The organism is Streptomyces albireticuli (assembly GCF_002192455.1).
In the GTDB taxonomy this organism is placed as follows: domain Bacteria; phylum Actinomycetota; class Actinomycetes; order Streptomycetales; family Streptomycetaceae; genus Streptomyces; species Streptomyces albireticuli_B.
On sequence record NZ_CP021744.1, the window covers coordinates 1659295 to 1681355 of the forward strand.

At 73.9% G+C, this 22061-nt stretch carries 18 protein-coding genes; 9 read left to right on the top strand and 9 right to left on the bottom strand.

Features of this window, described 5'->3' with window-relative positions:
* Positions 1 to 11 precede the first annotated feature (11 nt).
* From SMD11_RS07225 to SMD11_RS07235, 3 genes are read left to right on the top strand one after another with little or no spacing between them, the layout of a single operon-like run.
* Complete coding sequence (locus SMD11_RS07225) at positions 12 to 815, top strand: ABC transporter ATP-binding protein (protein WP_087925647.1); 804 nt, start codon at positions 12 to 14, stop codon at positions 813 to 815.
* Entirely contained in the window at positions 802 to 1707 is a 906-nt protein-coding gene (locus SMD11_RS07230; protein WP_087925648.1) for an ABC transporter permease, read from the top strand. Before SMD11_RS07225 ends, SMD11_RS07230 begins: the two co-directional genes overlap by 14 nt.
* Before the next feature lie 11 nt (positions 1708 to 1718).
* Complete coding sequence (locus SMD11_RS07235) at positions 1719 to 2516, top strand: sirohydrochlorin chelatase (protein WP_087925649.1); 798 nt, start codon at positions 1719 to 1721, stop codon at positions 2514 to 2516.
* 18 nt (positions 2517 to 2534) lie between these two features.
* On the opposite strand, the gene SMD11_RS07240 is transcribed toward SMD11_RS07235, so the two are convergent.
* The 3 genes from SMD11_RS07240 to SMD11_RS07250 all read right to left on the bottom strand — a co-directional run bounded on the left by SMD11_RS07240 (position 2535) and on the right by SMD11_RS07250 (position 6100).
* A complete protein-coding gene (locus SMD11_RS07240; protein ID WP_087925650.1) occupies positions 2535 to 3191 on the bottom strand; it encodes a LysE family translocator in 657 nt (218 codons plus the stop codon).
* Positions 3192 to 3367: 176 nt separating this feature from the next.
* A complete protein-coding gene (locus SMD11_RS07245; RefSeq protein WP_087925651.1) occupies positions 3368 to 4600 on the bottom strand; it encodes a S8 family peptidase in 1233 nt (410 codons plus the stop codon).
* 285 nt (positions 4601 to 4885) lie between these two features.
* Positions 4886 to 6100: a macrolide family glycosyltransferase gene (locus SMD11_RS07250; protein ID WP_234365943.1), complete on the bottom strand. Its 1215-nt coding sequence runs from the start codon at positions 6098 to 6100 to the stop codon at positions 4886 to 4888.
* Positions 6101 to 6220: 120 nt separating this feature from the next.
* Here SMD11_RS07250 and SMD11_RS07255 point away from each other — a divergent pair, with 120 nt between their 5' ends.
* On the top strand, positions 6221 to 7114 hold the full coding sequence (locus SMD11_RS07255) for a phosphotransferase enzyme family protein (protein WP_234365944.1): 894 nt from the start codon (positions 6221 to 6223) through the stop codon (positions 7112 to 7114).
* Between the two features lie 69 nt (positions 7115 to 7183).
* On the opposite strand, the gene SMD11_RS07260 is transcribed toward SMD11_RS07255, so the two are convergent.
* The 4 genes from SMD11_RS07260 to SMD11_RS07280 all read right to left on the bottom strand — a co-directional run bounded on the left by SMD11_RS07260 (position 7184) and on the right by SMD11_RS07280 (position 11689).
* Entirely contained in the window at positions 7184 to 7651 is a 468-nt protein-coding gene (locus SMD11_RS07260) for a hypothetical protein (RefSeq protein WP_087925654.1), read from the bottom strand.
* A gap of 171 nt (positions 7652 to 7822) precedes the next feature.
* A complete protein-coding gene (locus tag SMD11_RS07265; RefSeq protein ID WP_234365945.1) occupies positions 7823 to 8782 on the bottom strand; it encodes a zinc metalloprotease in 960 nt (319 codons plus the stop codon).
* An 826-nt stretch (positions 8783 to 9608) separates the two neighbouring features.
* A complete protein-coding gene (locus SMD11_RS07275) occupies positions 9609 to 10322 on the bottom strand; it encodes a 3'-5' exonuclease (RefSeq protein ID WP_087925656.1) in 714 nt (237 codons plus the stop codon).
* Between the two features lie 116 nt (positions 10323 to 10438).
* Positions 10439 to 11689, bottom strand: a complete 1251-nt coding sequence (locus SMD11_RS07280) for an SAV2148 family HEPN domain-containing protein (protein ID WP_087925657.1) — start codon at positions 11687 to 11689, stop codon at positions 10439 to 10441.
* Positions 11690 to 12102: 413 nt separating this feature from the next.
* Between SMD11_RS07280 and glgX the strand changes: the two genes are divergently transcribed.
* Both glgX and treY read left to right on the top strand, forming a co-directional pair.
* Positions 12103 to 14229 (top strand): glycogen debranching protein GlgX, encoded by a 2127-nt coding sequence (glgX, locus tag SMD11_RS07285; protein WP_087925658.1) that lies wholly within the window; start codon positions 12103 to 12105, stop codon positions 14227 to 14229.
* Positions 14230 to 14271: 42 nt separating this feature from the next.
* Positions 14272 to 16689 (top strand): malto-oligosyltrehalose synthase, encoded by a 2418-nt coding sequence (gene treY, locus SMD11_RS07290; protein WP_087925659.1) that lies wholly within the window; start codon positions 14272 to 14274, stop codon positions 16687 to 16689.
* On the opposite strand, the gene SMD11_RS07295 is transcribed toward treY, so the two are convergent.
* The gene (locus SMD11_RS07295; protein ID WP_087925660.1) at positions 16659 to 17594 is read right to left on the bottom strand and encodes a LysR family transcriptional regulator; all 936 of its coding nucleotides are present in this window, start codon (positions 17592 to 17594) and stop codon (positions 16659 to 16661) included. The genes treY and SMD11_RS07295 overlap by 31 nt on opposite strands.
* Before the next feature lie 119 nt (positions 17595 to 17713).
* Here SMD11_RS07295 and lpdA point away from each other — a divergent pair, with 119 nt between their 5' ends.
* The 3 genes from lpdA (at position 17714) to SMD11_RS07310 (ending at position 21591) form a co-directional block, all read left to right on the top strand.
* The gene (lpdA, locus tag SMD11_RS07300) at positions 17714 to 19147 is read left to right on the top strand and encodes a dihydrolipoyl dehydrogenase (protein WP_087925661.1); all 1434 of its coding nucleotides are present in this window, start codon (positions 17714 to 17716) and stop codon (positions 19145 to 19147) included.
* 272 nt (positions 19148 to 19419) lie between these two features.
* Positions 19420 to 21162 (top strand): malto-oligosyltrehalose trehalohydrolase, encoded by a 1743-nt coding sequence (treZ, locus tag SMD11_RS07305; RefSeq protein ID WP_087930338.1) that lies wholly within the window; start codon positions 19420 to 19422, stop codon positions 21160 to 21162.
* Positions 21163 to 21294: 132 nt separating this feature from the next.
* Positions 21295 to 21591 (top strand): hypothetical protein, encoded by a 297-nt coding sequence (locus SMD11_RS07310; protein ID WP_087925662.1) that lies wholly within the window; start codon positions 21295 to 21297, stop codon positions 21589 to 21591.
* A 39-nt stretch (positions 21592 to 21630) separates the two neighbouring features.
* On the opposite strand, the gene msrB is transcribed toward SMD11_RS07310, so the two are convergent.
* On the bottom strand, positions 21631 to 22038 hold the full coding sequence (msrB, locus tag SMD11_RS07315; RefSeq protein ID WP_087925663.1) for a peptide-methionine (R)-S-oxide reductase MsrB: 408 nt from the start codon (positions 22036 to 22038) through the stop codon (positions 21631 to 21633).
* Between the last annotated feature and the right edge of the window lie 23 nt (positions 22039 to 22061).

Genomic DNA, 22061 nt, shown 5'->3' on the forward strand with positions numbered 1-22061 from the left:
GAGGTGACCGGATGTCCCCGGCCCTGACCACCGACAAGCCCGGCCCGGCCGAGGTGGCGGACGACGCGCCCGCCGCCGTACGGATCGACCACGTCCACAAGAGCTTCGGCCGTCCCGGTTCGGCCCAGCCCGTCCTCGACGACATCACCCTCTCCGTCCGCCCCGGCGAGTTCGTCTGCCTGCTCGGCGCCTCCGGCTGCGGCAAGTCGACGCTGCTGAACCTGGTCGCCGGCCTGGACCGGCCGACCGCCGGCACCATCGAGGTGCCCGGCGGGCGCCCGGCCCTGATGTTCCAGGAGCACGCCCTGTTCCCGTGGCTGACCGCGGGCCGCAACATCGAACTGGCCCTGCGGCTGCGCGGGGTGCCGCGGGCCGCCCGCCGCCCGGAGGCGGAGCGGCTGCTGGAGCTCGTACGGCTCGGCGGCGCGTACGGCAAGCGGGTGCACGAGCTGTCGGGCGGGATGCGGCAGCGGGTCGCGCTGGCCCGCGCGCTGGCGCAGGACAGCCGGCTGCTGCTGATGGACGAGCCGTTCGCCGCGCTCGACGCCATCACCCGGGACGTGCTGCACCACGAGCTGACCCGGATCTGGTCCGAGACCCGGCTGTCGGTGCTGTTCGTCACCCACAACGTCCGGGAGGCGGTGCGGCTCGCCGAACGGGTGGTGCTGCTGTCCTCCCGGCCGGGCCGGGTGGCCCGCGAGTGGGCGGTGGACATACCGCAGCCGCGTCGCATCGAGGACGCGGCCGTCGCGGACCTGTCCGTGGAGATCACCGAGGAACTGCGCAAGGAGATCCGCCGCCATGGCCAGCACTGAGGCCCCCGCGCCCCGCCCGCCCGCGGAGCCCCAGGACCTGGCCGGTCTGGAGGCCGGGCTCGACGCCCTGGAGTCCGTACAGGTCAAGCGCACGTCGTTCACCGAGGTCCTGCTGCACAAGGTGCTGCCGCCGGTGCTGGCGGTGCTCCTCGTGGTCGCCGTCTGGAAGCTCCTGGTCCTGGCCGGGGTCACGGACGACTACAAGCTGCCCGACCCGTCGGCGGTCTGGGACAGCCTCACCGGACTGTGGCTCCAGGGCACCCTGCTGGACATCGTCTGGACCAGCGTCTCGCGCGGCCTGCTCGGGTTCCTCGCCGCGCTCGCGATCGGCACGCCGCTCGGCCTGCTGGTCGCCCGGGTGCGGTTCGTCCGGGCGGCCCTGGGCCCGATCCTCTCGGGCCTCCAGTCGCTGCCGTCCGTCGCCTGGGTGCCCGCCGCGGTGATCTGGCTGGGCATCACGGACTCGGCGATGTACGCGGTGATCCTGCTGGGCGCGGTGCCGTCGATCGCCAACGGCCTGGTGTCCGGCATCGACCAGGTGCCGCCGCTCTACCTGCGGGCCGGGCGCACCATGGGCGCCACCGGGGCGCGCGGCGCCTGGCACGTCCTGCTGCCGGCCGCCCTGCCCGGCTACATCGCGGGGCTCAAGCAGGGCTGGGCGTTCTCCTGGCGGTCGCTGATGGCCGCCGAGCTCATCGCCTCCTCCCCCGACCTGGGGCTGGGGCTGGGGCAGTTCCTGGAGAACTCGCGCACCGACTCCGACATGCCGGGGGTGCTGCTCGGCATCATCCTCATCCTGTTCGTCGGAATCGCCATCGACCTGATCGTCTTCAGCCCGCTGGAGCGCCGTGTGCTGCGCGTCCGCGGGCTGGCGGCGGCGGGCGGCCGGTAAGGGGCGCGGCCGTGGCTCTCCTGCTCGTCGCGCACGGCAGCCGGGACGCCCGTCACGCGGCGACGGTGGAGGCGCTCCGCGCGGTGGTGACGGTGCTGCGGCCGGGGCTCCGTACCGAGGTGGCCTATCTGGACCTCTGCGCGCCGGGCGTGCCGCGGGCCCTGGAGCGGCTGGCCGCGGACGGGGTGACGGAGGTGGTGGCGCTGCCGCTGCTGCTGGGCCGGGCGTTCCACGCCAAGGTGGACCTCCCGGCCGTGCTGCGCGGGGCGGCGGCCCGGCTGCCCGGGCTGCGGATCCGGCAGGCGGCGGTGCTGGGGCCGTCGCCCCTGCTGACGGCCGCGCTCGAACGGCGGCTGCGCGAGGCCGGGGTGGGCGCCGCCGACCGGGGCTCGACCGGGGTCGTCCTGGCCGCGGCGGGCTCCTCCGACCCGGCGGCGGCCGAGGAGTTCGCCGCGCTCGCCCGGGAGTGGCGGCACACGGGCGGCTGGCGCGCCGTCCGCCCCGCGTTCGCCTCGGCCCGGCTGCCCCGTACGGAGGACGCCGTGCGGGCGCTGCGGGCGGAGGGGGTGCGGCGGGTGGTGGTGGCGCCGTACGTCCTGGCGCCGGGGCGGCTCCCGGACCGCATCGCGCACGGGGCGGCGGAGGCGGATGTGCTGGCGGGGGTACTGGGGGCGGCGCCGGAGGTGGGTCGGCTCGTGGTGCGCCGGTACGACGAGGTGGGGGCGGAGGGCCCGCTCACCGCCCCGCTCCTTCCCGAGCTGTCCTCGCCCGCCGGACGGGCCGGGTCCGCGGGCCCTTCCGGCGTCTGAGCGCGCGGCGGCGGAGCCTCAGACCGACTCCGCCGCCGCCCCGAGGCCCAGCGCGACCAGTACCCCGCCGGTGGCCCGCTCCAGGTTCCGGTTCACCCTCGGGCGGCGCAGCCAGGAGACCATCCGGGCCGCGCACACCGCGACCAGCACCATCCACGCCGCCGCCACGACCGCGTCGACGACCCCGAACAGCAGCGTCGTACCGAACGGCGAGCCGCCCTCCGGCAGGAACTGCGGGACGACCGCGACGAAGAAGACACCCACCTTGGGGTTGAGCAGGCAGCTCAGCAGGCCCTGCCGGAACGCCTCGGCCACGCCGGGCGCCCGGCCGGCCCGCGCGAACGCCGGCTCCTCCGCCGCTGCCACGCCGGCGGTCGCGCCGCCGCGCCGCGGCCGGTGGGCCCACAGGGCCTGGGCGCCGAGGAGGACCAGGTACGCGGCGCCCACGAGCCGTACGACGGTGAAGGCCGTGTCCCAGCGCTGGAGCGCCGCCGCCAGGCCGAAGGCCGCCGCGACGCCCCAGGCGAGGGAGCCGACCGCCGCGCCGAGGGCCGTGGCCGTGCCCGTACGGCGCCCGCCGCGCAGGCAGTTGCGCAGGACGAGCAGGGTGTCGGGGCCGGGCGCCATGGCCACCAGGAGGGAGAAGAGGGCGAAGCCGAGTATCGCGGCCGTCACGGTGAACTCCTGTCATACGGAATACGAAAGGGGCTGACCAGGGCGACTGTAGCCGGAGCGGAACGCGGCGAGGCCGGCCGTCGCGCCCCGTGGGGGTGGGGCGCGACGACCGGCCGTACGGCCCTTCCGGCCGTGTCAGTCGGGATGCGAGGGGTGCTCCGGAGCCGGTGGCTCCGCTACTTGACGACCTTCAGCAGCTTGTTGGGCGTGCCCGCGCTGGGGTTGGAGATCTTGTCCGGGGTGGCGCCCTGGACGAGGGCGGCCGCGACCTGGTCGGGGGTCGCGTCCTTGTGACCGCTCAGGTAGACCGCGGCGGCGCCCACGACGTGCGGGGTGGCCATGGAGGTACCGGAGATGGTCTTGGTGCCGGTGTCGCTGTCGTTCCAGTCGGAGGTGATCTCCGAGCCGGGGGCGTAGATGTCGACCGAGGCGCCGAAGTTGGAGAAGTCGGACTGCTGGTCGCTCTCGGTGCTGGAGGCGACGGTGATGGCCTCCTTCACCCGGGCCGGGGAGCCCTTGCCGGCGTCGGCGGACTCGTTGCCCGCCGCGACGGCGAAGGTGACGCCGGAGGCGATGGCCTTCTGGACGGCCGCGTCGAGCGCCTCGTCCGCGCCGCCGCCGAGGCTCATATTGGCGACGGAGGGGCCCTTGTGGTTCTTGGTGACCCAGTCGATGCCCGCGACGACCTGCTCGGTGGAGCCGGATCCGTTGGCGTCGAGCACCCGGACGCCCACGATCTTCGCCTTCTTGGCGACGCCGTGCGCGGTTCCGGCGATGGTGCCGGCCACGTGGGTGCCGTGGCCGTTGCCGTCGTCGGCGTTGTCGTCGCCGTCGACCGCGTCGAAGCCCGAGGTGGCGCGGCCGCCGAAGTCCTTGTGGCTGACGCGGACGCCGGTGTCGATGACGTACGCGGTCACGCCCTCACCGGCGCCGTCCGGGTAGTCGTACTTGCCGTCACCCTTGGTGTCGGCCTGGTCGATCCGGTCCAGCCCCCAGGAGGGTGGGGCCTCCTGGGTGGCGTTGATGCTGAAGGTGTGGTTCTGCACGACCTTGGCGACGGACGGGTCGGCGGCGAGCCGCTTGGCCTCGGTGGAGTCGAGGCCGCTGGCCGAGAAGCCGTGGACGGCCGAGTCGTAGCTGCGGTTGAGCTTGCCGCCGTAGCGGGCGGCGAGGTCCTTCTTGTCCTGCGAGGAAGCGATGGCGTGGGCGCCCTTGGCACTCGCGCCGTCCTTCAGCAGGACGATGTAGCTGCCGTCGATCGCGCCCTTGGCGTCCGTGCCGTAGACGGTTCCCTCGGCGGGAGCGGCGCCGGCCGGCAGGGCGAGCAGGGTGGCCCCTGCCGTGACGGCCGCCGCGGCGGATATCGCCAGTACGAGCCGTCGCTTTCCGGCGCGCTTGTGTGATGCCATGACGAGGTTCCTCCTCGTGCGGATGTGGGGGGGGAATTGCGCGTTTCGCAACGCATCCGGAGCAACGGAAGCTCTTGCTCCGGGTGTTCGAAACCCTGTCAGGGTTGACGCGCTCAATTCAACATCCGCACGCAGGTGTGACATACGCAACGTCATTGCGTATCTTCAAACCCCTTTGAACGACGGCAAATTGGACAGCCCTCTTGACGGAGGCTGTCACGTTTTACTTGAAAGACACATGACTAACTTCCTTTGCGCGTGGGCTGTTTCATTGCTGATGCAATATCAGCTACACACGGACACCGCGCGCTCCAGCTCCGCCTCGACGAGGTCCGCCGCGCGCGGCGTGCCGCCCTCGGCCGCCAGCTCCGCCTTGAGCCGGGCCGACCGGCGGGCCACCTCGGGGTCGTCCACCAGCGAGAGCACGGCCTCCCGCAGGGTCCGGGCGTCGGCCCGCTCCGCCGGGACGTGCCGGCCGACCCCCAGCTCCTCCAGGAGCGCGGCGTTGCCGAACTGGTCGACCGCCTGCGGCACGGCGACCATCGGCACGCCGCAGGCGAGGCCCTCCTGCGAACCGCCCATGCCCGCGTGGGTGATGAAGGCGTCCGCCTGCTCCAGGACGGACACCTGCGGCACCCACCGGTGGATCTCGACGTTGGCGGGCACCGTTCCGAGTTCGGCCGGGTCGACGTGCTTGCCGATCTGGAGGACGACGTGCCAGCCGGGCAGGTCACCGAAGGCGGCGAGGCACTCGCGGTAGAACGCGGGCTGCTTGGTGTACGTGGAGCCCAGCGAGACCAGCAGGACCCGCTCCGCGCCGGCGGGCCGCTCCCAGGCGCCCTGGTGCGAACGGTCGCCGCGGCAGGGCCCGGTGAAGGTGGTGCGGACCTCGTCGACGCGGTCCGCGTGCGGCTGCATGGCGCGCGGGATGAGGGCCAGACAGCGGTCGGGGAGGCCTATGAAGAGGTCGGGGTGGATGTCCATGCCGTGCTCGGCGAGCCAGCCGGTGAAGCGCTCGTAGTAGGCGATACCGCGCGGGCTCCGCTTGATCGGGTCGAGCAGGGCGTTCCCGACCTCCTCCTCGTACCCGTTCCAGGCGACCAGGTTCGGGCAGAGCTGGACGATCGGCACGTCCCAGAGGTGGGCCAGCACCCGCGCCGGGTAAGCCGTGATGTCGTAGAGCACCATGTCCGGCTCGTCGCCCTCGTACGCCGCGGCGAGCTGCGGCAGCACCTGGATCGCGTCGTCGAGGAACAGCTCGAAGTGGTCGATGAGCTCGCTGCCCCAGGCGTCCGGGTCCGCTTCGGTCGGCAGGGTCGAGGTGTAGATCACCGGCTCGGCGCCGGTGCCGGCGACGAGCCCCGCGAAGGACTCGGGGATGGCGTAGGTGACGCGGTGGCCCCGGGCGACGAGCTCCCGGATCACCTCCAGGCTGGGGTTCACGTGCCCGGGGGCGGCGATGCTGAACATGGCGATATGGGCAGGCTGCGGGTGGTTCATGCCCCCGACATTATGCGAGACGATACGTATCGTGCAATCTATTTCGCGGGCCCGGCGACCGGCCCCGCGCGGTGGGAGGGGAGACTGGGGGCGACCGGTTCGAGGCAAGTGAGGTATGACGTGGTGGACGCAGCGGACGCGAAGGACACGGCCTTCACCGAGCGCCGGGCGCGCGAACTCCTCGCCGCGGCGGCCCCCGAGGTCCCCGCGGCGGACGCGACGCTCCTCGCCCTCGGCGAGAACGCCGTCTTCGCCGCCGGCGGCCTGGTGGCGAAGGTGGGCCGGGACGCCTCCCTGCGGGAGCGCGCCGCCCATGAACTGCGCGTCGCGGGCTGGCTGGCGGAGCTGGACGTCCCGGCCGTACGGGCGGCCGAGCCCGTGGTCCGGGAGACCGGCGGGCACCCGGTGACGCTCTGGCACCGGCTCCCCGGATCCGTCCGCCCGGCCGGCACCCGGGACCTCGCCGCGGTGCTGCGGCTGGTCCACGGACTGCCCCGGCCGGACTTCGCGCTGCCCCGGCGCGAGCTGCTCGGCGGCGTCGAGCGGTGGCTGCGGCTGGCGGGCGACGCCGTCGACCCCGCCGACGCCGCGTATCTGCGCGAGCGGCGCGACGGCTTCGCGGCGGCGGCCGCCGCGCTGACCCCGCACCTGACCCCGGGTCCGATCCATGGCGACGCCTCGCCGCGCAACGTCCACGTCGGCCCGGACGGCCCGGTCCTGGTCGACCTGGAGACCTTCTCCGGCGACCTGCGCGAGCACGACCTGGTGGTGCTCGCCCTCAGCCGCGACCGGTACGGCCTGGACCCGCGGGCGTACGACGACTTCGTCGCGGCCTACGGGTGGGACGTCCGGGAGTGGGACGGCTGCGCGGTCCTGCGCGGGGCCCGGGAGACGGCGAGCTGCGCGTGGGTCGCCCAGCACGCCCCGGGCAACCCCGCGGCCCTCGCCGAGTTCGGCCGCCGGGTCGCGTCCCTGCGCGAGGGCGACCCGGCGGTCCGCTGGCACGCGTTCTGAGCGGAGGGCGTCCCCCACGCCGGTGGACCGGGCCCTCACCGGGCCCGGCCGGGAGCCCCGCTCCCGCGGTCAGTGAGCGGTGCGCGTCGACCAGATGGCCTGGCTGCCGTCGTAGATGACGACGTTGCCGTCGTCCTGGACGGCCAGCCGCGATCCCGGGTGCCCGGCGGTCCTGGAGTCCCAGACCGCGCGGCCGTTGCGGGTGTAGACGACGAAGTTGCCGTCCGTCTGGAACTGGGCCGACCAGCCCTGGCCGACCGTCCTGGACGCCCAGCGGGCCCTGTTGAACTCGTCGTAGACGACGAGGTTGCCGTCGGACTGCATGACGAGCCTGGCCGTGTTGGAGCTGACCGACTCGTTGTGGTGGAGGGCGAACGGCGCGTAGAGCGTCTGGCTCTCGGTGGTCCCGGGCCGCACCGCCGCCGTGCCCGGTGCGGCGGAGGGAGCGTGGTCCGAGGGCGCGGCGCTCGCCTGTCCCGCGAGCGTCATGACGGCGAGCGTGGCGGTCGCGAGAAGCGTGGTGGTTCTCTTGCGCACGGGAGAACTCCTTGGGTCAGGTAGTTCACTCACCGGCGCCCGGGTCGGGCACCGCACCCGGACTCTGGCATCCGGGGGCGGGACCGAAGGAGCCACTTCCGTCTCGGTGACGCGTTCGCATCACTGTTTGACCTGATATTGCGGGCGCCGGCTTCCGGGTTCCGGCCGGGATCAGGCGGGACCCTCCGGCTCGGGGGCGCTCGTGAAGGAGGAGCGCGGGCCGTCGAGGGTGGCGTCCATCCGGGCGGCCTGGCCCTGGGTGAACATGAACATCGCCGCGTCCTCGGTGTAGTCCATGAAATTCATGAACATGTCGCCGTCGGGGGCGTTGCCGCAGCTGACGACCGGGAAGACGGGGGTTCCGAAGTTGGGGCCGCCCTGGTTGGGGGTGTCGGCCACATGGTCGGTGCCGCTGCATCCGGTGCCGTCGTCGCCCCAGATGTGGAAGAGGTTCAGCCAGTGGCCGACCTCGTGGGTGGCGGTGCGCCCGAGGTCATAGGGGGCGGTGGCGGTGCCCGTCGTGCCGAACGCCGAGTGCAGCATGACCACCCCGTCCGTGGCGGGCGGGCCGCCGGGGAACTGGGCGTAGCCCAGGAGGCCACGGCGCAGCACACACGTCCACATGTTCAGGTAGCGGTCGGCGGGCCAGGCGTCGTGGCCGCCCCGGGCCGTGAACTTCACGGCGTCGTCGGTGCCGAAGCCCGCCGTCGCGGTACGGGTCCGGGTGATGCCGGTGGTGGGACGCCCGGCGGGGTCTCGGGTGGCGAGGGCGAACTCGATCCTGCTGTCGGCGGTGAGCGGCTGCCACACGGCCGGGGTCCCGGCGACGTCCGGGTTGCGCTTGCGGTAGTCGCGGTTGAGGACGTCGATCTGGCTGCGGATCTGCGCGTCGCCGATGTTCTCCGCGTCGGTGCGGTGGACGACGTGGACGACGACGGGGATCCGGGTCACCCCGGCGCGGGCGGTGGCCTCGTCGCCCCGCTCGTAGGCGAAGGCGCGGTTCTCCACCTCCACGCGGGCGGTGGCGTATTCGGGCCGTTCGTCGAGCAGCCGGCGGTGGACCTCCATGGTCCCGCAGAGCAGACTCTCGGGGGACCTGCCCGCACGCCCGGTCTCCTGGTTCTCGGTCACACCGGACCTCCTCGCATGGCCGCACGGCGCGGCTGTGGTGGGGGAAGTCGGGCCCGATACCGATTACCGTAACTCCCATTCGTCCGGAGAAGTGATGGGCATCACACAATCCGGGGGCAAGTGCCAGAGGCTATTCCGCTTTCTGGTGTCCCCGGCGACGGCAGAGGCGGATGAGGCATGACCAAGCCACTCGGGACCGAGCCCCCCACCGGTCTCCTCCAGTACTGGGTGCACTCCTTCGAGGAGGACTCACCCGGTGTCACGGTCTACCGCCCGGACGACTTCCCGTTCCCGCCGGCGCGGGGGCGGAAGGGGATGGAGTTCTTGGCGGGGGGTGTGTTTGTGGACCACCCGATCGGCCGGGGTGACGGGGTGGATTCCGTGCGGGGGTGCTGGCGGATGGGGGGTGGTGGGCGGCGGGTCGTGGTGTGGTTTCCGGGGGTGGGGCGGGGGGTCGGGCGGGAGCTGGAGATTTTGGCGTGTGACGGGAAGGTGTTGCGGGTGGGGGTGGGGTGACGGCGGTGGGGGCGGCGTGGGGTGCGGGGGGTACCGCTGCGCGGGGCCTTTCCCCACCCCGCCCCTTCCCGCTGCATCCGATGTGCGGCTCCGCCGCGTGCGGGGCTCCGCCCCGGACCCCGGTCCTCGAACTCCCCCAGCTACCGCTGGGAGGTGCCCCCAGACAGGCTGAGTCGTTGCCCGGAACCGGGCAATCCAGCCCGGCCGGCGTTTGAGGCCACCGCGCGGAGCGCGGAACGGGGGCCCGGGGACCTCCCCGGTTTCGGGAAGGGGCGGGGCTGGGGAAAGGCCCCGCGCAGCGGCCACACCGTCACCGCAGCGGCCACCGAGGATCGATCACCGCCCCCACATCCCCCTTGCGCCGCAACCACCCCTGGAACGACGCCGCCCACTCCCCGTACCACCGCTCCTGATCCCGGTGCAGCTCCCACAGATCCCGGCCGGCCACCTCCGGGTACCGCTCGGCGACCGCGAGGGCGACCCGGACCGCCGCGAGGGCGTCCGCGCCCGCCTCGTGGGCGTCTTCCAGCGCCACGCCGTACACCCCGCAGACCGCTTCCAGGGTGCGCTTGCCCTTGCGGTAGCGGTCGACGGCGCGGTCGATCGTGTACGGATCGACGACCGGGCCCGTCTCCCCGCCCGCCGCGCCGGACTCCGCCAGCCGCTCCCCCAGGGACGGCAGGCCGTGCCGCCGCAGCTCCGCCGCCAGCAGCGACAGGTCGAAGCAGGCGTTGTACGCGACGACGGGCGCGCCCGTGGCCCAGTGCGCGGTGAGGGTGGCCGCTATCTCCTCGACCACCTCGCGGGCCGGCCTGCCCAGCGCCGCGCGCTCGGTGGTGACGCCATGGACGGCGGCGGCCTCGGCCGGGACGGGGACGCCCGGGTCGGCCAGCCACTCCCGGCGGCCGATGACCTCTCCGGCCTTGGTCTCGACGACGGCGGCCGTGACGACGCGCGCCTCGGTGGGGTCCGTGCCCGTCGTCTCCAGGTCGAATCCGATCAGCAGCTCCTGATGCCACCCCATGGCGCTCCCCCTTCGTGGTGCTTCCCCCGACTGGTCCTCAGCGTCGCATGCCCCACTGACAACGTCCCATGGCCCGTCAGGCGCACCGGCCGTCGCGGGAGTCCCGGCCGGCCGCCTCAGGAGACCGGCCGCGAGTCCACCCAGACGCTCTCGAACTCCTCGCGGTAGGTCTCGAAGAGCCCGTGCGTGCCGTCATCGGGGTTCCGGTTGTCCCGCAGGACGTTGCCGCCGCCCCGGAGCACCAGCACGGGGGCCTCCATGCCCCGGGCCTTGCGCAGGTAGGACTGGACGACCGCCAGGCCGTCCGAGCCGTCGCCGTTGACCAGGTAGGCGGTGAAGCGCGGCGTCTCGTCGAAGACGCGGATCTCGAAGGCCGCGGTGTCCCGCAGCCGGTCCCGCACCCGCCGCATGTGCATGATGTTCATCTCGACGGACCGGCTCATCTCGCCCTTCTTGATCCCCAGTTCCCGCTCGCGCCGCCGCACGGCGCTGCTGGCGGGGTTGAGGAAGAGCAGCCGGGCCCGGCAGCCGGACTCGGCGAGGCGGACGAGCCGCCGGCCCGAGTAGTTCTGCACGAGGAGGTTCAGGCCTATGCCCACCGCGTCGAGGCGGCGGGCGCTGCCGAAGAGGTCCTCCACGGGCAGCTGCCGCTGGAGGCGCACCCGGTCGGGGTGGACGCCCACCACATCGGCGTAGCGGTCGCCCACGAGGTCCTCGACGGCGTCGATGGGCAGCCGGTCGGCCGAGGGCGCGCCCGCGCCCGTGCCGCCGCCGAGGATGTTGAGCAGCCGGGCCGAGGCGCGCTCGGCCTGCGCGAGGACCGTCTCGGACAGCGCGCGGTTGCGGGAGACGACGTTGCGGGTGACCTCCAGCTCGTCCAGCGCCAGCTCCAGCTCGCGCCGGTCGTCCAGGTACGGCTCGAAGCACGGCCAGTGCTGGACGAGCAGCTCGCGCAGCTGCGGCAGGGTGAGGAAGCTGAGGACGTTGTCGTCGGCCGGGTCGAGCAGATAGCCCTTGCGGCGGCTGACCTCCCGGACGGCGACGGCCCGCTGCACCCATTCCTGGCCGGCCGGCCCGGCCGCGGCGACCACCCATTCGTCCTCGCCGTGGACCGGTTCGTAGACCGGCCGCAGCACGGCGGCGACGACCGCCCGCAGCCGTTGTTCGACGAGATTCAGCCAGATGTAGGCACGCCCGGCCCGCCGCGCGCGGGTGCGTACCTCTCCCCACGCCTCGGCGTCCCAGTCCAGTGCCGCGCCGATCTCCATCGGCCGCGCCACGGAGACCGCGCCGGGTGGTGCGTCGGCCGAACCGTCTCCCCCGGGACAACTGTCTCCAGAGGGCAGCTCCAGCCCGCCCGAGCTCACCAGTGCACCGCCTTCCGCCCCCGTCCAACGATCAAGGCAGACTACTGCGCGGGCGGCGGACCCTGCACCCGGACGCGACGGGTCCTCCACCAACTCTCCCGTCCTTCGTAGGTGTTGTCCCGGGCCCGTGCGACGGGAGTGAGCCGTTTCATAGCGGCAGGTCCACGACGGTTCCCCGGGCGGGTCGCTGACGGGCGGTCGGCGGGGCGCGAGGGCCTGCCGAGCGGGGTGGGGCGGAACCGGCCGGTCAGCGGCCGGTACGGGCCAGTCACCCGGTCGGACTAGCCGAAGGGAGCCGTGGGTGCGCTCCTTTTGGGGAAGATCTGCCGAAAGGGCGGCTCGAGGGCTTCGGTTGGGCAAGGATGCCGGTTCGGTCCCGAGCATCCCCTACGACGAACGGGAAGAGTCGACTCATGCAGGTCTGGCCGGGACAGGCGTACCCCCTCGGCGCCACCTACGACGGCGCCGGCACCAACTTCGCGGTCTTCTCCGAGGCCGCCGAGCGGATCGAGCTGTGCCTGCTGCACGACGACGGCTCGGAGACGGCGGTGGAGCTCCGCGAGAGCGACGCGTTCGTGCGGCACGCCTATCTGCCGGGCATCATGCCCGGTCAGCGCTACGGCTTCCGGGCGCACGGCCCGTACGAGCCGGAGCGCGGGCACCGCTGCAACTCCGCCAAGCTGCTGCTCGATCCGTACGCGCGGGCGGTGAGCGGGGAGGTCGACTGGGGCGAGGCGGTCTACGGCTACCACTTCGGGCGGCCGGAGAAGCGCAATGACATGGACTCGGCACCGCACATGATGACGTCGGTGGTGGTCAATCCGTACTTCGACTGGGGCGACGACCGGCCGCCGCGTACGGACTACCACCGGACGGTCATCTACGAGGCCCATGTGAAGGGCCTGACGATGCGCCACCCGGCGCTGCCGGAGGAGATCCGGGGGACGTACGCGGCCCTGGCGCACCCGGCGGTCATCGAGCACCTGACCGAGCTGGGCGTGACGGCGATCGAGCTGATGCCGGTCCATCAGTTCGTGCACGACCACCGGCTGGTGGACGCGGGGATGGCCAACTACTGGGGCTACAACACCATCGGGTTCTTCGCCCCGCACAACGCCTACGCCTCCTGGGGCGACCGCGGCCAGCAGGTGCTGGAGTTCAAGTCGGCCGTGCGGGCGCTGCACGCGGCGGGCATCGAGGTCATTCTGGATGTGGTCTACAACCACACGGCGGAGGGCAGCCATCTGGGGCCGACGCTCTCCTTCCGGGGTCTGGACAACGCCTCGTACTACCGGCTCGCGGAGGACCCGCGCTATTACATGGACACGACCGGCACCGGCAATTCCCTGCTGATGCGCAGCCCGCACGTGCTCCAGCTGATCATGGACTCGCTGCGCTACTGGGTGACCGAGATGCGGGTGGACGGCTTCCGCTTCGATCTGGCGGCGACGCTGGCCCGGCAGTTCCACGAGGTGGACCGGCTGTCGTCGTTCTTCGACCTGGTGCAGCAGGACCCGGTCGTCAGCCAGGTGAAGCTGATCGCCGAGCCGTGGGACGTCGGCGAGGGCGGCTACCAGGTGGGGAATTTTCCGCCGTTGTGGGCCGAATGGAACGGCAAATTTCGGGACACGTCCCGGGACCTCTGGCGCGGCGAGCCCGCGACCCTGGCCGAGTTCGGGTCCCGGCTGACCGGCTCCTCCGACCTCTACCAGGGCGACGGCAGGCGCCCCCTGGCCTCCATCAACTTCGTCACCTGCCACGACGGCTTCACCCTGCACGACCTGGTCTCGTACAACGACAAGCGCAACGCCGCCAACGGCGAGCAGAACCGTGACGGCGAGAGCCACAACCGCTCCTGGAACTGCGGGGCGGAGGGCGAGACCGACGACGCCGGGGTGCTCGACCTGCGGGAACGTCAGATGCGCAACTTCATCGCCACCCTGATGGTGTCTCAGGGCGTGCCGATGCTCAGCCACGGCGACGAGTTCGCGCGCACCCAGCTCGGCAACAACAACGCCTACTGTCAGGACAACGAGATCTCCTGGGTGCGCTGGCCGCACCCCTCCGACGGCTCCACCGCCCGCGCGCGCCGGATGCTGGAGTTCACCCGGGCCATGGTCTGGCTCCGCCGGGACCACCCCGTCTTCCGGCGCCGGCGCTTCTTCCACGGCCGCCCGGTGCAGGGCACGCACGACGAGCTCTCGGACATCGCGTGGTTCACCCATGAGGGGGACGAGATGCGCGAGCGCGACTGGCACGCCTCGCACGCCAAATCGCTGACGGTCTTCCTCAACGGCGGCGCGATCTCCGAGCCGGGCCCGCGCGGCGAGCCGATCGTCGACGACTCGTTCCTGCTGATGTTCAACGCGCACGACGCCCCGCTGGACTTCGTGGTGCCCGTGGACCACGGCCGGCAGTGGCAGGTCGTGGTGGACACCGCCCGCCCGCACGGCGTGGAGACCGACGGGCCCAAGGTCCAGGCCGGTGACCGGCTGACGCTGACGGACCGCAGCCTGACGGTGTTGCAGCGCCCGGCGTAGTCCGCCGCGACAACGGCGCCCGTTGTGGGTACGTACGTTCCCATGACGCCCGACACCGCCGCGCCGCCGACCGCCACCTACCGGCTCCAGCTCCAGCCCGGCTTCCCCTTCCGGGCAGCCGAGCGGGCAGTGCCCCACCTCGCCGCCCTCGGGGTGTCGCACCTGCACCTGTCCCCCGTCCTGGAGGCCGTGCCGGGCTCCAGCCACGGCTACGACGTGACCGACCACTCGGCCGTAAGGGCGGAGCTGGGCGGCGAGGAGGGCCTGCGGGCGCTGTCCCGGACCGCCCGGGCGCACGGGCTCGGGCTGATCCTCGACATCGTCCCGAACCACATGGCGGTCCCCGCCTGCCTGCGGCTCAACGGCCCGCTGTGGCGGGTGCTGCGCGACGGGCCGGCCTCCCCGTACGCCCGCTGGTTCGACATCGACTGGTCGGAGCACGGCGGGAAGGTGCTGCTGCCGGTGCTGGCCGGGCGGCTGGGCGACGAGCTCGCGCACTTCCGGGTGGAACCGGGCGCCGCCTCCCCGGGCGGCGCGGACGGCAGCGGCGTCCTGCGCTACCGCGACCATGTCCTGCCGCTGCGGCCCGGCTCCGAGCGGCTGCCGCTGCCCGAGCTGCTGGACGCCCAGTGGTACCGGCCGGCGTGGTGGCGGCTGGCCCGGACGGAGCTGAACTACCGGCGCTTCTTCACCGTCTCCCAGCTGATCGCGGTCCGCGTGGAGGACCCCGAGGTCTTCGACGCCACCCACGCGAAGGTGGTCCAGCTGCTGCGCGAGGGCGTGCTCGACGGGCTGCGCGTCGACCACCCCGACGGGCTCGCCGACCCGGCCGGCTACCTGCGCCGGCTCGCCGGCGCCACCGGGGGCCGCTGGACGGTGGTGGAGAAGATCCTCAGCGGGGACGAGCGGCTGCCCGCGGGCTGGCAGGTGGCCGGGACGACCGGCTACGACGCCCTGCGCCACCTCGACGGCCTGTTCGTCGACCCGGAGGGCGCCGCCGAGCTGGGCGCCCGCTACCGCGCCTTCACCGGCCTGCCGCCCGACCGGGGCGGCGACTGGCCCGCGACGCAGCGCCGCGCCGCGTACAAGGTGATCACCCATGAGCTCGCCGCCGAGGTCGAACGGCTGGTGCGCGGCGCCGGGCGGCTCTGCGAGATCTCGCTGCCGCTGCGCGACCACGCCCCCTGGGCGCTGCGCACCGCGCTGCGCGAGATCCTCGTCCGGCTGCCCGTCTACCGGCCCTACGCCGTCCCCGGGAAGCCGGTCGCCCCCGTGGACGCCACGCTGCTGGACCAGGCCGCCCAGGGGGCGCGTACGGCCTTCGCCGTGCCGGAGGAGGCCCTGGTGGTCGAGACGGTCCGGGACGCCGCCCTGGGCCGCCTGGGGGCCGGGCCGGAGCACCGGGACTTCTGCGCCCGGTTCGCCCAGACCGCGTCCGCGCTGCGCGCGAAGTCCGTGGAGGACACCGCCTTCTACCGGCACGCTCCCCTGCTGTCGGCCACGGAGGTCGGCGGCGTCCCGGACCGGCCCGCGGTGCCGCCCGCCGACTTCCACGCCTACTGCGCCCGGATCCAGCGCGACTGGCCGGCCACCGGCACGGTCCTGTCCACCCACGACACCAAGCGCAGCGCGGACCTGAGGGCCCGGATCGCCGCCCTGAGCGAATTCCCGCACCGGTGGGGCGAGCTCATGGACCGGGTGGCGGGACCGTCCGGCGGCGGGGCGTACGAGGCCGCCGCGCCGGACCCGCACGTGGCGTGGCTGGCCTGGCAGAGCGTCTTCGGGCTCGGCTCCGCCGATCCGGAGCGGCTGGCCCCGGCGCTGCTGAAGAGCGTCCGGGAGGCCGGGCTGCGCACCACGTGGACGGAGCCGGACGCCGCGTACGAGGCGGCGGTGGAGGCGTACGCGGCGGCGGGGCCGTGCGGTCCGGCGCACGCGGAGCTCGGGCCGCTGGAGGAGGCCCTGGCCCCGGCGGTACGGGCCAACACGCTGGGCGCGGCGCTGCTGCACCTGACCATGCCGGGCGTGCCGGAGGTGTACATGGGCACCGAGCGCCTGCGCACCGCCCTGGTGGACCCCGACAACCGGAGGGTGCCGGACTTCCCCGGCGCCGAGCCGACCGGCCTGTCCGCCGAGAAGCTGCGGCTCACGGGGGTCGCGCTGCGGCTGCGCCGGGCGCACCCCGAGTGGTTCGGCGCCGACGGCTCGTACACCCCGCTGGCCGCCCTCGGCCCGGCCGCCGGGCACTGCGTGGCCTTCGTCCGGTCCGGCGCGGCCGTCTCCGTCGCGACACGGCTGCGCGGGCGGCTCGAGGAGGCGGGCGGCTGGCGGGGGACGGCCCTGGAGCTGCCGGGCGGCGGCCGCTGGCGGGAGCTGCTGACGGACCGCGCCGTGGCGGGGCGGGTGGAACTGGCGGAGCTGCTGGACGTCTATCCGGTGGCGCTGCTGGTGCGCGGCTGACCGGCCGGCTCCGGTTCCGGCTCCGGTTCCGGGAAGGCCAGCTCCTGGCAGAGACCGGCGAAGGCGGCCGTGGTGCCGGTGAGCTCGACGCGGGAGAAGGCCGTCTGCTCGCGGCGCCACGGCGGGTCCGTGGGGAGGACGACGGCGCCGGGCACGTCGCGCGCCATGTGCACGGGGGCGGCGACGAGGCCCAGTCCGGCGACGGCCATCCGCACGGCCGTGGAGGAGTGCTCGGTCCACACGGCCGTGCGGGGCGCGAAGCCGCCCTGGGCGCAGACCCAGTCGAGCCAGCGCCGCCCCTGGATCACCGGTTCCAGGGCGCAGCGGACCCACGCGCGGTCGGCGAGGGAGGCCACCGACACGGGCCCCGGCCGTGCGGCGAGGGGGTCGCCGGCGTGGGTGATCAGGGCGATCCGCTCCGTGCCGAGGGGGACGACGGGGCCGGGCCAGTCGTCGGGGCGTGGGCCGATCGCGAGGTCGGCGACGCCGCGCTCCATGTGGTCACGCAGCTCCTCGGTGGTCGCGTACTCGTGGAGGTGGAGCCGGACGGCCGGGTGGGCGGCGCGCCAGCGGGCGAAGAGCGGCGGCATGACGCCGACGGCGAGCGCGTGCAGCGAGGCGATGTGCAGCTCGCCGCCGGCCGCGCCGGCGGCGGCCTTGGCGGCGCGCCGGGCCTGTTCGGCGCTGCGCACCGCGAGTTCGGCGTGCGGCAGGTAGGCGCGGCCCATCGGGGTGAGGCCGATGCCCCGGGGGCGCCGCTCCAGGAGCGGGCCGCCGACCTCCCGCTCCAGGGCCTTGATCTGGTGGGAGAGGGCGGACTGGGTGACGTTGAGCGTCTCGGCGGCGCGGGTGAAGGACTCCTCCTCGACCACCGCGACGAGGTATTCCATCTGCCGCAGGCTCATGCGTGCTCCCTGACGGGCTTTATGAAGAGACCTCACGAAGGGATCTCATGAAGGGATCTCATCGAACCGATCGAAACATTGCGTTGGACTCATAATCCCTGACGGCGCAGGGTGGAGCCATGGCTGAAACACGTGAGTACGCGACAGATGTCCTCGTCATCGGCGGCGGCACCGGGGGCTACAGCACCGCTCTGCGGGCCGCCGCCCTGGGACTCGACGTCGTCCTCGCGGAGCGCGACCTGGTCGGCGGGACCTGTCTGCACCGGGGCTGCGTCCCGAGCAAGGCGATGCTGCACGCGGCGGAGCTGGTCGACGGCATCGCGGAGGCGCGCGAGCGCTGGGGGGTCAAGGCGACGCTGGACTCCGTCGACTGGTCCGCGCTCACCGCGACCCGCGACGACATCGTCTCCCGCAACCACCTCGGTGTGGAGGGGCACCTCGCGCACGCCGGCGTGCGGGTGGTGCGGGGTTCGGCGTCGCTGACGGGGCCCCGGACGGTGCGGATCGACTCCGGCGCCGAGGCGGGCGCCGTGTGGACGGCCCGGCGCGGCGTGGTGCTGGCCACGGGCTCGCGGCCGCGCACGCTGCCCGGTCTGGAGCCCGACGGCTCGCGGATCGTGACCAGCGACGACGCCCTGTTCGCGCCGGGGCTGCCGGGCTCGGTGCTGGTGCTGGGCGGCGGGGCGATCGGGGTCGAGTACGCCTCGCTGCACCGGTCCATGGGAGCCGAGGTGACGCTGGTGGAGGCGGCCGGCCGGCTGCTGCCGCTGGAGGACGCCGACGTCGGCCGCCATCTGACGCGCGGTCTGAAGAAGCGCGGGATCGACGTGCGGGTGGGCGCCCGGCTGGAGGGCGCCGAGGTGGTGGCGGACGGCGTACGGGCGAGCGTCCGCGACGCCCGCGGGGAGCTCCGTACCGTGGTGGCCGAGCGGCTGCTGGTCGCCGTGGGGCGGGTGCCGGTCACCGACGGGCTGGGCCTGGCGGCCGCCGGCCTGGCCACGGACGCCCGGGGCTTCGTCGCCCCGGCCGACTGGTCGCGCCTGGAGACGTCCGTACCGGGCGTCCACGTGGTGGGCGACCTGCTGCCGCCGCCGTCCCTGGGGCTGGCCCACGCCTCCTTCGCCGAGGGACTGCTGGTCGCCGAGACACTGGCGGGCGGCTCGCCCCGGCCGGTGGACTACGCCGCCGTGCCGCGCGTCACCTACTCCAGCCCCCAGACCGCGTCCGTCGGCCTCACCGAGGCCGAGGCCCGCGAGCGGGGGCACGAGGTCGACGTGAACTCGATGCCGCTGACGGCCGTGGCGAAGGGCATGGTGCACGGCCGGGGCGGTGTGGTGAAGGTCGTCGCGGAGCGGGGTGGGGGGCGGGTGCTGGGTGTTCATCTGGTGGGGCCGCACGTGTCGGAGATGATCGCGGAGAGTCAGCTGGTGGTGGGCTGGGACGCGGAGGCGTCGGATGTGGCGCAGCATGTCCATCCGCATCCGACGTTGTCGGAGGCGGTGGGGGAGGTGTTCTTGTCGCTGGCGGGGCGGGGGTTGCATCAGCGGGGGTGACGGGTGTGGGGGCGGGGTGCGCCTGCGGCGGGCCTTTCCCCACCCCGCCCCTTCCCGAACCGGGGGCTTCGCCCCCAGACCCCCTTTTCCGCGCTGACGCGCGGTGTCCTCAATCGCCGGACGGGCTGATTTCAGCCCGTCCGGCGATTGAGGACCGGGGTCCGGGGCGGAGCCCCGGTTCGGGAAGGGGCGGGGTGGGGAAAAGCCCCGCGCAGCGGCCCCCGCACGGCACCATGGGCACCACCGTCGTCACCGTCGAAAGGGGCCACCCCGTGCTGTTCGAGGTGTGGGCGCCGGAAGCCGAACACGTCGCACTGGCCCTCGAAGGCCACACGCACCCCATGGAGCCCGACCCCGCCCGCACCGGCTGGTGGCGCCGCGCCGCCCCCGCCGCGGACGGCGCGCGCTACGGCTTCGCCCTGGACGGCGGGCCGGTGCTGCCGGACCCGCGCTCGCGCCGGCTGCCCGACGGGCCGGACGGCCTGTCCGCCGTCGTCGACCCGGACCTCTTCCCCTGGCAGGCCGACTGGCCCGGGGCTCCGCTGGCGGGGGCGGTCCTGTACGAGCTGCACGTCGGCACGTTCACCCGCGAGGGCACCTTCGACGCGGCGGCCGCCCGGCTGCCGCACCTGGCCGGGCTGGGGGTCACTCATGTGGAGCTGATGCCGGTGTGCCCGTTCCCGGGCAGGCACGGCTGGGGTTACGACGGGGTGGCGCCGTGGGCCGTGCACGAGCCGTACGGCGGCCCGGCGGGGCTGGCCCGGTTCGTGGACGCGGCGCACGCGGCGGGCCTGGGCGTGGTCCTCGACGTGGTGCACAACCACCTCGGCCCGTCGGGCAACCACCTGCCCGCGTTCGGCCCGTACTTCACGGACACCCACCACACGCCGTGGGGGGCCGCGGTCAACCTGGACGCGCCGGGCTCGGACGAGGTCCGGGCGTACCTGACCGGCAGCGCCCTGGCGTGGCTGCGGGACTACCGCCTCGACGGGCTGCGCCTGGACGCGGTGCACGCGCTGGCCGACACCCGGCCGAAGCACTTCCTGGCCGAGCTGTCGGGGGCCGTCGACGCGCTGGCCGCGCGGCTGGGCCGGCCGCTGTTCCTCGTCGCCGAGTCCGACCTCGACGACCCGGCGACGACGGCGCCGCGCGAGGCCGGCGGCCAGGGTCTGCACGCCCAGTGGAACGACGACTTCCACCACGCGCTGCACACCGCGCTCACGGGCGAGTCCCAGGGCTACTACGCCGACTTCGCCGCCGATCCCGCGCACGCCCTGGCCAAGACGCTGACGGGGGGCTTCTTCCACGACGGCGGCGTCTCCTCGTTCCGCGGCCGCCGCCACGGCCGCCCGCTCGACCCGGCCTCCCCCGCGCACCGCCTGCTCGGGTACGCCCAGACCCACGACCAGGTCGGCAACCGTGCCGTCGGCGACCGGCTGTCGGCCCGCCTCTCCCCCGGCCTGCTGGCCTGCGCCGCCGCGCTCGTCCTGTGCGGGCCGTTCACGCCGATGCTGTTCATGGGCGAGGAGTGGGGCGCCCGTACCCCCTGGCAGTACTTCACCGACCACCCGGACCCGGACCTGGCCGAGGCCGTACGGACCGGCCGGCGCCGGGAGTTCGCGGCGCACGGCTGGGCCGCCGAGGACGTCCCCGACCCGCAGGACCCGGCCACCCGGGAGCGCTCCTGCCTGGACTGGACGGAGCCGGGGCGGGAGCCGCACCGCGCGCTCCTGGACTGGCACCGGACGCTGATCGCCCTGCGCCGCGCCACGCCGGGGCTCACGGCCGGGCCGCTCTCGGACACGGCCGTCACCGTCACCGGGGACCTGGTGACGGTGGTGCGCCGGGGCGGCCTGTGCGTCGCCGTCAACCCGGCGGGCGGCCCGGCCGCGGTCCCGCTCGACGGCCCGGCGGAGGTGCTGGCCGCGTGGCGCCCGGTGGAGCTGTCCACCGGAGGCGGCGCGCGATCGCTGCGGCTCCCGGCGGAGTCGGCGGCCGTGCTGCGCGGCGGCTGAGACCGGCCCCGGACGGCCCGCGTTGCGGCCGGGAAGCGTCGGGGAGACCCTGGAGAAGGGCGTATCCGCGCCTGAGTGTGCGCGGAGCCGGAGCGCCGGGTGCGGTGCGTCGCACCGGAGGAGTGAGACGCCATGCGCACACTGCTCAGAGCCCGGATGGACACCCGCGCGGGGAACGAGGCGATCAAGAGCGGCTCGATGCCCGGGCTCATCCAGGAACTGATGGACCAGCTCAAGCCCGAGGCCGCCTACTTCACCGCCCTGGACGGCGGGCGCACCTGCCTCCTCGTCTTCGACATGGAGGAGTCCTCGCAGATGCCCGCCGTCGCGGAGAAGCTCTTCATCGACATGGAGGCCGAGGTCGAGATGCACCCGGTGATGAACTACGACGACCTGAAGAAGGGCCTGAGCGGCCTGTCCAGGGGCTGACCCCCGGCCCGTGGCGGACCGGCCGGAGAGCCCAGGGGATCAGCCTTCCGTGGGCTCCAGGCGCAGCGAGACGGAGTTGATGCAGTAGCGCTGGTCGGTGGGCGTGGGATAGCCCTCGCCCTCGAAGACGTGCCCGAGGTGCGAGCCGCAGCGGGCGCAGCGGACCTCGGTGCGGACCATGCCGTGCGTGCGGTCCTCGATCAGCTCGACGGCGGAGGAGTCCTTCGGGTCGTAGAAGCTCGGCCAGCCGCAGTGGCTCGCGAACTTCTCCGTGGACCGGAACAGCTCCGCGCCGCAGGCACGGCAGGAGTAGACGCCCGCCGTGGTGGTGTCGGTGTACTCACCGCGGAAGGCGGGCTCGGTGCCCGCCCGGCGGAGCACCTGGTACTCCGCCGGGGACAGCTCCGCGCGCCACTGCTCGTCCGACTTCTCGACCTCGTACGCCATGTCGCGCGCCCCTTACTTTTCGT